This is a genomic window from Aeromonas sp. s7(2024) (genome assembly GCF_040907825.1).
Lineage (GTDB): Bacteria > Pseudomonadota > Gammaproteobacteria > Enterobacterales > Aeromonadaceae > Aeromonas > Aeromonas veronii.
Genome location: NZ_JBFOCM010000018.1, coordinates 17,011 through 31,081 on the forward strand (window position 1 = coordinate 17,011; position 14,071 = coordinate 31,081).

Here is a 14,071-nt window from a genome sequence, read left to right on the forward strand (position 1 = left end):
GAAGGGGCCCGCAGCGGCCCCTTCTTCATGATCGGGTTTGAGGTATGTTCACTCCTGCCAGATGGGATCCGCCGCCATGCGAGCCAGCAGAAAATCGAGGAAGCTGCGCAGTAGCGGCGACATCTGCTTGCGGGTGGCATACACCCCGTAGACCCCGAGCCGCTTGGGCTGCCAGTCGGTCAGCAGGGGCACCAGTTCCCCGCGCTCCAGATAGGGTTGTGCCGAGTAGCGGGGTTGCAGGCTGATCCCTGCGCCTTCCAGCGTTGCTTCCAGCAGCAGGTTGGAGATATTGGCGCTCAGGTTACCGCTGACCGGCACTGACTCGGGACCGTCCGGTCCATTGAACTCCCACAGGCTCTTGCCAAAGTAGGTGTAAGTGAGGCAGTTGTGCAGCGCCAAATCCTGCACCTTGTGTGGCATCGGATGACGGGCCAGATAGGCCGGGCTGGCACAGACTACCGAGTGGCAGGTGCCAAGACGGCGCGCCACCAGATTGGGGTCGAGGTCGTTGGTGATGCGCACCGCCAGATCGATCCGCTCCTCCACCAGATTGACGGTTCTGTCGAGCAGCAGAATGTCGATGGCCGTCCCCGGGTATTGCGCCAGATAGTCGTTGGCAGCCCCGACCAGCAGCGCTTCTGACAGGGAGTAGCTGCTGGTGATCCGCAGTTGCCCCTTGGGGGCGTCATCCCCCTTCACGGCGATCTGCTCCATCTCTTCGCCGAGCGCCAGCATGGCGCGGGCCCGGTTCAGTGCCTCCTCTCCTGGCCCGGTCAGACTCAGACGACGGGTAGTACGGTGCAGCAGGCGGGCGCCCATCCAGCTCTCCAGCTCGGCCAGATAGCGCGACACCATAGCGCGCGACATATCCAGTTTCTCTCCGGCGCCGCTCAGGCTCCCTTGTTCGACTACGCTGACAAAGACCCGCAAGGCGGTCAGTCGATCCATGTACGGCTCTCTATATGTTCGATATGTGCAACAGTGATGCGCTTTTTATGCTGTATTTGCACCTTAAGTGATCCAATACACTGTGTCCATAAAATGAACCCCCGAATACTTAATGAGGAATAGATGATGAACAACACCCTGATCCGCAACCTGACTCTGGCTACCACCCTGTTGAGTGGCGCCGTACTGGCCGCCCCCCTGAGCGTGACCGTCTACAACCCTGGCGAGAAGGCGATCTTCCCGGTCTCCTCCTCACTGGTGACCGGTGACAAAGAGGCCATCCTGATCGATGCCCAATTCGATGTGCAAAATGGTCAGGCGCTGGTCGACATGATCAAGAAGAGCGGCAAGAAGCTGACCACTGTCTATATCAGTGCCGGTGATCCCGACTTCTACTTCGGTCTAGAGCCGGTCATGGCGGCGTTCCCGGATGTCAAAGTGCTGGCCGATCAGCATGTGGTTGACCATATCAACCAGACCAAGGATGCCAAGCTGAGCTACTGGAGCCCGATCCTCGGCAAGGGGGCACCGAAGAGCCTGACCGTGCCGCAAGTGATGACCGCCAGCCACCTGACGCTGGATGGCGAGAAGATTGAAATCAAAGAGATGAATACCCCGAATGCCTACCTCTGGGCCCCTTCCATCAAGACTGCTTTTGGCGGTGTGCCGGTTTACCACGGGGTGCATGTCTGGATGGCCGACAGCCAGACCAAGGCGGCTCGCAGTAACTGGGTCAAGGCGCTGGATAACCTGCTGGCCCTGAAACCCGAGCGTGTGGTGCCGGGCCACTTCCTGGGCACGGCTCCCAAAGGTACTGCTGCTGTGAGCTTTACCCGTGACTATGTAGAGCGTTTCGAACAGGAGCTGGCCAAGGCGAAAAATTCCGGTGAGCTGATTGAAGCTCTGAAGAAGGCCTATCCGGCACTGCCGGTTGACGATGGTCTGGCCATCGGTGCCAAGGTCAATACCGGCGAGATGAAGTGGTAAGCCACTGAGCCTGCTTTCCCTGTGTTTTTTTACCGGGCCTAAGGGCCCGGTTTTTTATCCAAGATTGAAGTGAGAATGAAGATGAGCGAACAACAAACCACCCTCCATTATGTCTATGACCCGCTCTGTGGCTGGTGCTACGGTGCCGCCCCCCTGTTGCAGGCGGCAGCCACCATGGCCGGACTCAAGATCGAGCTGCATGCGGGCGGTCTCTGGATGGGTAGTCGCCGTCAGCCGATGGGCGAGGCATTGCGTGATTATGTGCGCCCCCATGATCAGCGGATCGAAGCGCTGACCGGCCAGCATTTTGGCGAGCGCTACTTTAACGAACTGCTGCTGCGGGAAGGGTGTCTGCTGGACTCCGAGCCGCCGATCCGTGCGGTTTTGGCCGTCACTGCGTTGGGGGGCGATGGGCTGGTCATGTTGCACCGGATCCAGCAATCCCACTATCGGGACGGGATCTGGATTGGTGAGCCAGCGTTTCTCGCCACGCTGGCGGCAGAGCAGGGGATTGCAGCCGAGGTATTCCAGCAAGCTTATCTGCAGGCCCCCTTGCTGCAACATCTGGCAGATAGCCAGGGCTGGATGAAACGGCTGGGCGGTCAGGGTTATCCTACTTTGGGTATAGCGCGAGGGGGAAAACTCGAAAGGATAGAGGTCAACCAGTATCTGGGGGAGCCGGAGTTGCTGATCCCACGACTGTTGCGTGCAATAGAGTAAACCGTTAATAGTCTGCGGTAGTTAAAGTGCCCCTCTCTGCGTGTCGATAGCGATATATGGTGTTTATGCAAACTACAAAAGCACAGCTCTACGGCTATGCTCAATTACAAAAACATGAACCCATAGCTCCTATCAAAACCGACATTAAACGATGACACGCAGTTAAGGATGAATCTATGCTCCAGAATATGTCCATAGGCCAGAAGTTGAGTACTGGCTTTGCAGTGCTGGCACTGTGCGTATGCCTGCTTGCCGGGTATGGCGTCTCACGACTGTCGTATCTCAATCAACAAAACACTGTATTGGCAGAGAATCTTATCCCTTCTGTTCGCTATGCAAGTCAGATGCATATCGCACTGCTTGATGCTCGGCGTTTCCAATTATCTATGGTGATCGCGATGGGCTACAACGACAGTGCGGATATTGAACGAACCCAACAAGGTGTGATGGATTCAAAGGCACGTTTTGAGCAGGCTGCGGCTAATTACGGCGGATTGGCTTTTAATGCTGCTGATGAAGAGCAAACCTTTAACGCGTTGAAGACTGCCGGAAATGCCTTTTTTACAGCGCATGACCCGCTATATCAGGCGGTGAAACAGAGTAGTGACAAGACAAGAGAGATTTTGCAAGGGAATCTCAGAACCACGCTGGAGCAGGCAACAAAATTAACGATGGATTTGCGTGAGATAAATGAGCGTATTGGCAAGGAGATGGATGCCCAAGGTGAAGAGGCATACACCAGCTCCAAATTCCTCAGTATCTTGACTGGCGCAGCGACTCTCATTTTCGTGGTGTTGATTGCATGGTATTTGAGTCAGCAAATCAAACGACCCGTTAATCGCTTGCTGGAACTTGTTGGTAGCGTCGCGGCTGGTGATTTGACTCATCGTGTGGAGTTGAATGCGTTTAATCAGGATGAATTAGGACAACTGGCGAAAGGCTTTGCGCAGATGCAAGAAAACTTGCGCAAACTGGTTGGGGAGGTATCCGGTTCTGTTGTACAGATGAGCTCTGCGGTAGAAGAGATCAGTGCCGTAGCAAGGCAGTCAGCCAACAATATGAATGCTCAGCAACATGAGCTGAACCAGCTGGCAACGGCGATGAACGAGATGCAGGCTACGGTGCAGGAGGTCTCTCGCAACACCAGCGATGCGGCCAGTGCTGCCACCTCGGCCAGTGAGACGGCCGAACTTGGTGCGCAAACGGTGAATGACTCCATTCAACGTATTGAACGGGTCGCCGGTGCCATTGAGAGTACTGCGGTGGTGATCCGCCAACTGGGCGATGACAGCCGCAATATCGGCATGGTGCTGGAGGTGATCCGCGGTATTGCCGAACAGACCAACCTGCTGGCATTGAATGCGGCGATTGAAGCGGCCCGTGCCGGTGAGCAAGGACGGGGGTTTGCTGTGGTGGCGGATGAGGTGCGTACTCTGGCCAAGCGCACTCAGGACTCCACCTCCCAGATCAATACCATCATTGCCGAGTTGCAGCAGCGTGCCGAACAGGCGGGCAGTACCATGCAACAGAGTCAGGAGCTGATGAACACCACGGTTGCTACCGCGCGGGAAGCGGGCGAGTCTATCTCCCAGATCAGTGGCTCGGTCAGCAGCATCTCCCACATGAACATCCAGATTGCAACGGCCACCGAAGAGCAGGGCGCGGTGAGCGAGGAGCTCAACCGCAACGTGGTCAATATCAGCCACGCTTCCGAAGAGGTGGCCGCCGGTGCCACCCAGATGGCTCAGGCGTGCAACGAGCTGAACCATCTGGCTACCCAACTGCAAGATATGGTGCGCCGTTTCAGGGTGTAATCCCTCGGTGAGTCAAACAGCCCGATTGCCGCAAGGTGATCGGGCTTTTTCTGTTTTGGAGGGGCAGCCGGAGAGGTTCACCGCGAGCGGATGACTTGTCCAGCCGGACGATATTGTGCATGCTGATGGCCCATTTTCCAGGCAGGACTCTTGCTGTATGAATCTTCGCGATCTCGAATATCTGGTGGCGCTGGATGAGGAAAAACATTTTCGCAAAGCTGCTGAACGCTGCTTTGTCAGTCAACCCACCCTGAGCGGCCAGCTGCGCAAGCTGGAAGATGAACTCGGGGTCATTCTGATCGAACGTACCTCGCGCAAGGTGCTGTTTACTCCGGCTGGCGATGCCATGGCCCATCAGGCGCGTCGGGTGCTCAAGGAGGTGCGCGAGCTCAAGAGCATCGGTCAGCACTTCTCCGAGCCGATGTCCGGGGAGATCCATATCGGTTTTATTCCGACCGTGGGCCCCTACCTGTTGCCCCGCATTATCCAGACCCTGCGTGAGCGTTTTCCCCAGCTGGAGTTTTACCTTTATGAGGAGCAGACTCAAACCCTGCTCAAACGGCTGGAAGAGGGGGAGCTGGATTGCGTCATTCTGGCCGAGATGCCGGGGATGGAAGGGTTTGGTTCAATCCAGCTCTACCACGAGCCGATGTGGTTGGCGGTGCCTTGCCATCACCCCGAAGCACAGGCCAGACAGGTGCCGCTTGGCAATCTCAAGGGCAAGAAATTGCTGATGCTGGCCGATGGCCACTGTTTGCGGGATCAGGCGATGGGATTCTGTTTCGCTGGCGGGATTGGTGAGGATCAACGCTTCAAGGGTACCAGTCTCGAGACCCTGCGCAACATGGTGGCCGCCGGTAGCGGCATGACCCTGGTGCCAAAGCTGGCCGTACCTGCTGATCATGATGAGGGAGGGGTGAGCTATCGACCTGTGGTTGACCCTGTGCCGGGGCGTACCATCTCGCTGCTCTATCGCCACTACTCGGTGCGTCGCCCCTGTTTCAATGAGCTGGCAGCCTCGATTGCCACGCTGATGACCAAGCAGTTGGCCCAATAAAAAAACCGGCAGCCAAGGCTGCCGGTTTTGCTTCTGCCGCGAGAGCAGCTTAGAAGATATCGTCGGTTGAGACAGGCCCTTCCACATCGGGGTTGTCACCACCGTAGACCTGATTGCCATCCGAGCTCGGTGCTGCATAGCGGGTCGGCTCGGTCCCTTCCTTGAAGTATTCGTCGGTGCCGCCACTGGTTGCCAGCAGGCCGGTTTCGCTATCAATCTTCACTGTCATGATCCCTTCGGGAACCGGCATTTTGTGCTCCGGCAGCTTTTTGAGGGCGACTTTCATGAAGTCGATCCAGATAGGCTGCGCGGCGCCACCGCCAAACTCGGCACGGCCAAGGCCACGCTGGTGGTTGTCAAAACCGATCCAGGAGGTGGCAACGATGTCCGGGGTGTAGCCGGAGAACCAGGCATCCCGCGATTCGTTGGTGGTACCGGTTTTGCCTGAGATATCGTGACGTTTCAGGTCGCGGGCTGCACGCCAGCCGGTACCACGCCAGCCGTTGCCACCCCAGATGGCTGTGCTCAGGGTGTCGGTGATCAGGAACGCACTCTGGGCACTGATGGTATGCGGGGCGATGGTTGGCGCGAGCGGGGTCTGCGTGCCATCTTGTGCGGCTCCATCAACAGTTGGCTCCGGTAGTGTGCTCTGCTCGGGTGCGGCCTGCTGTTCGCAGGTGGTGCAAGCAATAGCAGGATTGGCCTGATAGAGGGTGTTCTCCAGACTGTCGGTCACTTTGTCAATGAAGTATGGGGTAACCAGGAAGCCACCGTTGGCCAGTACCGAGTAACCACGTACCACTTCGAGGGGGGTGAATTCGGCAGCGCCCAGCGCCAGCGACTCATGGGGAGAGATGAAGTCGCGGGGGAAGCCAAAGCGGGTCAGACCGTCGATATAGGTATCCAGACCGATGGCGCGCATCAGTCGAACCGACATCACGTTCTTGGACTTGGCCAGACCCAGACGCAGCGGGGTGGGGCCATCATAAACGGCCGGGGAGTTCTTGGGCTGCCACATGGGCCCTTTTGACGGATCCCACTGGTTGATCGGCGCATCGTTGATGAGCGACGCCAGGGTATAGCCATGCTCCAGCGCGGTCGCATAGAGGAAGGGCTTGATATTGGAACCGATCTGGCGACGCGCCTGATCGACCCGGTTGAATTTGGAGAGTTCGAAGCTGAAACCACCGACCAGTGCTTCCAGTGCCCCATTTTTCGGGTTCATGGCAACCAGCGCGGCGTTGACGTCCGGGATTTGGGCCAGCAGCAACTCTTCGCCCTCTTCCCGTACCCAGATCTGGGCGCCGACTTTCAGCACATCGCGCGCCGATTTCGGGGCATAGCTCTGACGGTCGTCGGTAATAAAGGAGCGGGCCCATTTAATGCCGTTCCAGCCGAGCTCTGCTTCCTTGCCATTCTTCAGTACCAGCGTGGCGCTGCGATCACCAAGCTTGGTCACGACCGCCGCCATCAGCGGATCATAAGTGGGCTGCTTGCCAAGGTGAGCGACAATCTGCTCGTAATCCCAGGCTGTCTCGCCAGCCTTCCATAACTGAGCCGTTGGGCCGCGATAGCCGTGGCGCATGTCATAGGCAAAAACGCCATCGAGCAGTGCCTGTCTTGCCGCCCGCTGACGTTCGGCAGAGACGGTAGTGTAGACGTGCAGGCCCATGGTATAGGCATCTTCACCGAACTGCTCGACCATCTTCTGGCGCACCATTTCCCCCAGATAGGGGGCGTGCAGGGTCACTTCGGCGCCGTGAAAACGGGCCTTGATCGGCATCTTGGACGCTTCGTCAAACTGGGCCTGGGTGATCTTGCCGGTTTCCAGCATCCGGCCCAGCACGACGTTGCGGCGCGCAAAGGCCCGTTCGGGGGAGCGGATGGGGTTGAGCATGGAGGGAGCTTTCGGCAGACCGGCAATGATGGCGATCTCGTCCAGTCCCAGATCCTTGACCTCTTTACCAAAGTAAACCTGTGCCGCAGCACCGATCCCGAAGGAGCGATAACCGAGGGGGATCTTGTTGAGGTACAGTTCGAGGATCTCGTCTTTTGAGAGATTCTGCTCGATCCGCCAAGCCAGGAAGACCTCCTTGATCTTGCGGATGATGGTCTTCTCATTGCTCAGGAAGAAGTTGCGCGCAACCTGCTGGGTGATGGTACTGGCCCCCTGACGGGCATGGCCGGAAACAGCCCAGACGGAAGCGGCTCGAATGATACCTATCGGGTCAATGCCCGGGTGCTCATAGAAACGTGCATCTTCGGTCGCCAGTACGGCATCGATCATGGGTTGCGGAATTTCGTCCAGACGCAGCGGAATGCGACGAATTTCGCCATATTGGGCGATCAACTCCCCATCCCGGCTGTAAACCCGCATCGGGGTTGCCAGCTTGACGTCACGCAGTGCGGTGACATCGGGCAGTTGGGGTTTGATATAGAAGTAGATACCGATGAGGCTGGCAACACCCAGCACAGCACCCAGCATCATGACAATAAACAGGCGAACGAGCCATTTCAGCATGGAAGAACTACCAATCGTCTTAAAATTAGCCAACGGGCGCAGAGTATAGCCCTTTTGCCATCGGGAATTCGAGGTTTTCCTGTGGCGAGCCACCCACCTCAAAAGGATGCGAGAGGTTAGCACTACAGGGAGCAATAACCAAGGAGGGCCACTTGCCATGAAGAAAGCGAGATGGGTCACTTTTCGGCATAAACTTTATGACATTGATAGTTAGAGCATTTAGGATGAGTGAAGCACTCCTCTGATCGGGTGTCCTACACTCTGTTCAGGAATAAAACCAAATAACGCATGGATGTGTATATGTTTGGGCTTTTTAACAAGGGATCCCTCCTCCCTCTGGTGGGCATTGATTTTGGCAGCCAGACCATCAAGGCCGTTACCCTCAGTGGCCGACCCGGCAAGCTTCATCTCGAATCTGTCGCCGATATTGCCACCCCGAAAGGGACGCTGGTTGACTATCAATTGCAGGATATCGAGCGCGTCAGCCAATCTCTCAAGACTCTCAAGCGCCTGATCCCAACTCACAGCGACTATGCCGCCACTGCGGTGACCGGGTCCAACGTGATAACCAAGGTGATCCAGATTGATGCCCGCCTCAGCGACAAGGAGCTGGAGAGTCAGGTGCAGCTGGAGGCCGAACAGATCATTCCCTTCCCCCTCGATGAAGTGAGTCTCGATTTTGAGGTGCTGAGCACCAACAATAGCGAAGATCGTCAAGATGTGCTGCTGAGCGCAGCCCGCACCGAGAGTGTCAACGGCCGGGTCAGCGCCCTTGCCGAAGCCGGTATTGCCGTCAAGGTGGTGGATGTGGGCGCCCACGCGCTGGGCCGTGCCGTGGTGGCCTGTCTGCCCGAATTGCTGGAGAGTGAACGGCCAATCGGGGTGATCGACATCGGTGCCAGTGCCATGACCTTTGCAGCGCTGGTCAAGGGAGAGGTGATCTACTCCCGCTTGCAGAACTTCGGTGGCGATCAGTACAGCCAGGCGCTCTCCTCCTTTTATGGCATGACGCTGGATGAGGCTGAGCAGGCTAAAACCAAAGGTACCTTGCCTGTTGACCATGAGCTGGATGTGCTGATGCCCCATATCAACTCGCTGTTGCAGCAAGTGCGGCGCAATATCCAGCTGTTTTGCAGTTCATCCGGTTATCGCGACATCGCAAAACTGGTGCTGACGGGGGGAGGCAGTCTGCTACCCGGTTTGTTGGTACAGGTAAAAGAAGAGGTCAATTGCGAGGTGTTGCACCCGGATCTGTTCGCCCTGTTTGGCAAGCCGAAAGGGGAGGCCGAGCTGGTACATGGTGCTAAATATATGACGGCATTCGGGTTGGCTCTGAGGAGTTTCACACCATGTCAAATATAAACCTTCTGCCCTGGCGTGAAGCCCGTGCCCAGCGCCAAAAGAAACAGTTTGGGGCTTTGCTTGGGATTTTTGTGCTGGCCACGGTCGCGCTGGGATTTTTTGCCAACTGGCTGGTTGATCGCCAGATCGTCGCCCAGCAGCAGCGCAACCAGAGGCTGGTTCAGGAGATGACTATTCTGGATGCCCAACTGGGGGAGATCCGTCTGCTCAAAGAGCGTCGCAAGGAGCTGATCGATCGGATGCAGCTCATCGAGCAGTTGCAGATGCGACGCAATGTGCCCGTCCGCCTCTTCAATCAGCTGCCTTCATTGGTACCCAATGGGGTTTACCTCAACACCCTCTCGATGCAGAACAATATTATCGATGTTAATGGCAAGACCGAAGCCTATGGTCGGGTGGCCAGCATGATGCGGCGGATTGATGGTTCCGGTTGGTTGGGTCAGGCAAAGATAAGCACTATTTTTGCGGCTGATGTTGCGCCAGTGTCATTGAGCCAGTTTTCCATGATGTTCCTGATCGCCAACAATGCTGCGGCTGCAGGGAATGTGGCCAAGGAGCAACAATGAATCTTCAGCAACTCAACGAGCTGGATATCAATGACATAGCAAGCTGGCCAAAATGGGCAAAAGGGGTCTTCATCTTTTTCTGCTGCGTGTTGACCGGTGGCGCCATCTACTACTACGTGATTGCCAACTCACTGACCAGTTTGACTCAGGAAGCGGGGAAGGAGACCGAACTGAAAGCCCAGTTTGAAAGCAAGGCGATGCTGGCTGCCAACCTGGGGGCATACAAGGCGCAAATGGTTCAGCTTGAGCAACTGGTTGATACCCAGCTCAAGCAGTTGCCCAATACCCATGAGGTCGCCGGGCTGCTGGACGATATCAGCTTTATTGCTACCGACAACGGCTTGAAATTGAACCGGATCAACTGGGAGCCAGAGGTAAAGCACGAGTTTTCAACCGAGCTACCAATGCGTATCGAGGTAGTAGGCACTTACCATGAAATTGGCAAGTTCACCGCTGACATGGCCGCCTTGCCCCGTATCGTCATTCTTGACTCCTTCACTCTGGGTCAGAGCAAGGATGAAGGGGAGCTGATTTCGATGTCGATGCTGGCCAAGACCTACAAGTACAACGGTAAAACAGTGGAGCCGAAACAATGAGACGCATCTGCTGGTTGTTGCCTGCCCTCTTGCTGGCGGCGTGTGGTGGTCAGGAGGACATGGATAGCTATGTCGCCCAGACCAAAGCAAGGCCGCCCATACCTATCGAGCCCTTGCCCGAGCTGAAGCCTTTTGCCCCCATGCACTACCAGCAACGCGAGTTGCGCAGCCCCTTCATGGTTCCCCAGCCTGAGGCGACGGTCGGAAGCACAAGCACTACCAAGGCCCAGCCGGATTGTGCTCAGACCCTGATGGATCGTGAGAAAGAGGTGCTGGAAAATTATTCGCTGGCCAGTCTGTCGATGCATGGCTCTTTGGGTAAGGCGGGTCAGCTGTGGGCCTTGATCAGCACCCCGGATGGCAAATCGATGCGGGTCGGGCTCAACCAGTATATGGGGCTTGATCAGGGCCGAGTCATCAAGATCACTGACACTGCCGTGGATTTGCTGGAAACCATTCCGGACGGGAAGGGGTGCTGGGTAACAAGAGAAACCCAGTTGGCGATGGCCAATGTGCAAGAAAAACAATAATCAGGGACGAACAGCAATGAGAACAACAATAGAGAGTGTATCCAAAGTGGCTTTGCTGTTTTGCGCCAGCGCCCTCAGTCAGGCGTGGGCAGTGGCAACCCTGCAGGAGATCAAGGTCAATCCGCTGCTGGCCGATCAATTGCTGGTGGAGCTCAGTTTCAGTGAGCCGGTCACGGGCTTTACCGATCGTCTCTCTTACCAACCCAATCAGCTGTTGTTGCATGTTCCCGGTGCGGTAGGGGCGCTGAAAGTGAACCCGCTGCCGATCCAGCGCCTGGGGGTAGATAATATCAAGGTTGAGGGTAAGGGCGCAGGTCTGGATATCAAGATCGCACTCGATCAGCTTGCCCCCTATCAGGTTCAGCAACAGGGGAACAAATTACTGGTGTCATTGGGCGAGGGGGCCTCTTCCGGGCTCATCAATGGTGAGAGCGCGCTGATTGCACCCGCAACCTCGGCTACTCCTGTGCCAGCGCCCTCTGCGATGGTGGCCACACCCTCTCCTTCGGCGCTGCTCAATCCTCAGGTCATTGCCCGGTCTATGCCTGTTGCGCCCGTGACAACGCCGGTAGCCACACAGCCTGCCAGTAAGCCGGTGCTCAACAACTATCAAAGCAGTGGGGGCGGCGCCTATTTCAACTCGGTTACCGGTGTGGATTTTCGTCGTGGCAAAGATGGCCAGGGGGAGTTTCTGGTCACACTGGATAACAGCTCGGCCGCTGTTGATGTGAGCAGCCGCGGCCAGACCGTACTGGCCAAGTTTCATGGCACTCGGGTACCGGATGGTTTGCTTAATCTGATCAATGTGCAGGATTTTGCAACGCCGGTCTCACAGGTTGAAGTATCCCGGCAGGGGAGCGATACCCTGTTTGAACTGTCGATCAATGGTCAGTTTGATTACCGTTACGATCAGGCAGACAAGCTCTTCATTATCGAGGTGAAAAAGCGGACGACGGCCACGGCATCCAAGCAGTATCAGGGCAAGCCCATCTCATTGAACTTCCAGGATATTCCAGTCCGTACCGTGTTGCAGCTGATCGCCGATTTCAACAACCTTAACTTGGTAACCACAGATTCGGTAGCAGGCAATATTACCCTGCGTCTGGATGGGGTGCCGTGGGAGCAGGCGCTCGACATTATTTTGAAAGTGCGGGGTCTTGATAAACGACTGGACAACAACATTCTGCTGGTGGCACCGGCGGAAGAGATCGCAACACGCGAGAAGCAGCAACTTGAGAGCCGCAATCAGGTTGCAGATTTGGCGCAGCTCTATACCGAATATCTGCAGATAAACTATGCCAAGGCCTCGGAAGTGGCTGCACTGCTCTCTTCCGAAAGTACCAAGTTGCTGTCACCCCGTGGTGCGGTGAGCGTGGACGAGCGAACCAACGTGCTGGTGGTCAAGGATACCGCCGATGTCATCAGCAGCATCAAACGGATGCTCGATATTCTCGATATTCCGGTCAAGCAGGTGGTTATCGAGGCGCGGATGGTGACCATTGATGACGGCTTTGATGAAGCGCTCGGGGTGCGGTGGGGAGTGACCAAAAACGATGGTCATGGCAACAGTACGTCCGGTTCTATCGAAGGCAATGATTCATCTGGTAATGATAATGGTAACTCTGCCATAACCCGGGATCCGGCTGCGTTGGATCAGCGTCTCAATGTCAATCTACCGGTAACCAATGCTGCTGGCACCCTGGCATTTCAGGTCGCTCGTCTGGCTGATGGCACCTTGCTGGATCTCGAGTTGTCGGCGCTGGAAAAAGAGAGCAAAGCCGAGATTATAGCCAGTCCGCGCGTGACCACTGCGAACCAGAAACCGGCGTTGATCGAACAGGGTACCGAGATCCCCTATGTGGAGTCCTCTTCCAGTGGCGCTACCTCGGTTACCTTCAAGAAGGCGGTATTGAGCCTGAAGGTTACCCCGCAGATCACCCCTGACAATCGGGTGATTCTCGACCTGACCGTGACCCAGGATACCAAGGGTGAAACGGTACCGACCGGTACCGGTGATGCGGTTTCCATCAACGCCCAGTCCATCACCACTCAGGTGCTGGTGAACAATGGCGAGACACTGGTGTTGGGCGGCATTTATCAGCAGACCATCAAGAGCGATGTGACCAAGGTGCCGCTGCTGGGTGATATTCCCGGGTTGGGGGCCTTGTTCCGCAAGACCACCAGCGAGAACAAAAAGCGGGAGTTGCTGATTTTCGTGACGCCCAAGATAGTTACCGACGCCTTCTGAATGCTTTACATGTGAGGGTAAAACACATATAACCTTACGCCCCAATGAGGCTGGGGCGTAAGGGCTGCGGTTGCCAGTCCCGATATCTATTGAGATAATCCCCCTCCTGATCCATCGCAAGATAAGGTTCATAGGTACCCCGATCCAGTATTCATCGGGGTCGTACAGTTTGTAATTACTAACGAAAAGACATGGCTGAGAAACGCAATATTTTCCTGATAGGTCCCATGGGTGCGGGCAAGAGCACCATAGGTAGACATCTGGCAGAACAACTGCATATGGAGTTTTTCGACTCAGATCATGAGATTGAGCGCCGCAGTGGTGCTGATATCGGCTGGGTGTTCGATGTTGAAGGCGAAGAAGGTTTCCGGATTCGCGAAGAGAAGGTGATCGGCGAATTGTCAGAGCAGCAGGGTATCGTGCTGGCGACGGGTGGCGGTGCCATCAAGAGTCGCGAAACCCGCAACAAGTTGTCTGCTCGCGGCATCGTGGTCTACCTCGAAACCACTATCGAAAAGCAGCTGGCGCGCACACAGCGAGACAAACGCCGCCCTCTGCTACAGACCGAAGAACCGGCACGCGAAGTGCTGGAACGTCTGGCACAAGAGCGCAATGCTCTGTATGAAGAGGTTGCCGACTTTGTTGTGCACACCGATGACCAGAGCGCAAAAATCGTTGCCAATCAAATTGTAAAGCTGATCGGTATGTAATCTAGAGGACGT

At 56.2% G+C, this 14,071-nt stretch carries 12 protein-coding genes; 10 read left to right on the forward strand and 2 right to left on the reverse strand.

Annotated elements, in window-relative coordinates:
• Positions 1-48 precede the first annotated feature (48 nt).
• A complete protein-coding gene (locus tag AB5Y73_RS07790; protein WP_005362277.1) occupies positions 49-948 on the reverse strand; it encodes a LysR family transcriptional regulator in 900 nt (299 codons plus the stop codon).
• A gap of 126 nt (positions 949-1,074) precedes the next feature.
• On the opposite strand from AB5Y73_RS07790, the gene AB5Y73_RS07795 reads away from it, so the two are divergent.
• The 4 genes from AB5Y73_RS07795 (at position 1,075) to oxyR (ending at position 5,526) form a co-directional block, all read left to right on the forward strand.
• Positions 1,075-1,935, forward strand: coding sequence for a Vmh family MBL fold metallo-hydrolase (locus tag AB5Y73_RS07795; protein WP_005354006.1), 861 nt, complete (start codon positions 1,075-1,077; stop codon positions 1,933-1,935).
• Between the two features lie 75 nt (positions 1,936-2,010).
• A complete protein-coding gene (locus AB5Y73_RS07800; RefSeq protein WP_107683589.1) occupies positions 2,011-2,655 on the forward strand; it encodes a DsbA family protein in 645 nt (214 codons plus the stop codon).
• A gap of 176 nt (positions 2,656-2,831) precedes the next feature.
• Complete coding sequence (locus tag AB5Y73_RS07805) at positions 2,832-4,469, forward strand: methyl-accepting chemotaxis protein (protein ID WP_021229786.1); 1,638 nt, start codon at positions 2,832-2,834, stop codon at positions 4,467-4,469.
• 157 nt (positions 4,470-4,626) lie between these two features.
• Positions 4,627-5,526, forward strand: a complete 900-nt coding sequence (gene oxyR, locus AB5Y73_RS07810) for a DNA-binding transcriptional regulator OxyR (protein WP_021229787.1) — start codon at positions 4,627-4,629, stop codon at positions 5,524-5,526.
• Between the two features lie 49 nt (positions 5,527-5,575).
• On the opposite strand, the gene AB5Y73_RS07815 is transcribed toward oxyR, so the two are convergent.
• The gene (locus AB5Y73_RS07815; protein ID WP_042054572.1) at positions 5,576-8,047 is read right to left on the reverse strand and encodes a penicillin-binding protein 1A; all 2,472 of its coding nucleotides are present in this window, start codon (positions 8,045-8,047) and stop codon (positions 5,576-5,578) included.
• 300 nt (positions 8,048-8,347) lie between these two features.
• On the opposite strand from AB5Y73_RS07815, the gene tapM reads away from it, so the two are divergent.
• The 6 genes from tapM to aroK all read left to right on the forward strand — a co-directional run bounded on the left by tapM (position 8,348) and on the right by aroK (position 14,059).
• Positions 8,348-9,409 (forward strand): PilM family type IVa pilus assembly protein TapM, encoded by a 1,062-nt coding sequence (gene tapM, locus AB5Y73_RS07820; protein ID WP_162516418.1) that lies wholly within the window; start codon positions 8,348-8,350, stop codon positions 9,407-9,409.
• Positions 9,397-9,975 (forward strand): PilN family type IV pilus biogenesis protein TapN, encoded by a 579-nt coding sequence (gene tapN / locus AB5Y73_RS07825; RefSeq protein WP_005353997.1) that lies wholly within the window; start codon positions 9,397-9,399, stop codon positions 9,973-9,975. Before tapM ends, tapN begins: the two co-directional genes overlap by 13 nt.
• Positions 9,972-10,571, forward strand: a complete 600-nt coding sequence (tapO, locus tag AB5Y73_RS07830; protein WP_019446350.1) for a PilO family type IV pilus biogenesis protein TapO — start codon at positions 9,972-9,974, stop codon at positions 10,569-10,571. The genes tapN and tapO overlap by 4 nt, the downstream gene beginning before the upstream one ends.
• Complete coding sequence (locus AB5Y73_RS07835) at positions 10,568-11,101, forward strand: pilus assembly protein PilP (RefSeq protein ID WP_058055642.1); 534 nt, start codon at positions 10,568-10,570, stop codon at positions 11,099-11,101. The genes tapO and AB5Y73_RS07835 overlap by 4 nt, the downstream gene beginning before the upstream one ends.
• Positions 11,102-11,117: 16 nt before the next feature.
• Positions 11,118-13,349, forward strand: coding sequence for a type IV pilus secretin PilQ (locus tag AB5Y73_RS07840; RefSeq protein WP_107683591.1), 2,232 nt, complete (start codon positions 11,118-11,120; stop codon positions 13,347-13,349).
• Between the two features lie 191 nt (positions 13,350-13,540).
• Entirely contained in the window at positions 13,541-14,059 is a 519-nt protein-coding gene (aroK, locus tag AB5Y73_RS07845; RefSeq protein WP_005335014.1) for a shikimate kinase AroK, read from the forward strand.
• The last annotated feature ends 12 nt before the right edge of the window (positions 14,060-14,071 follow it).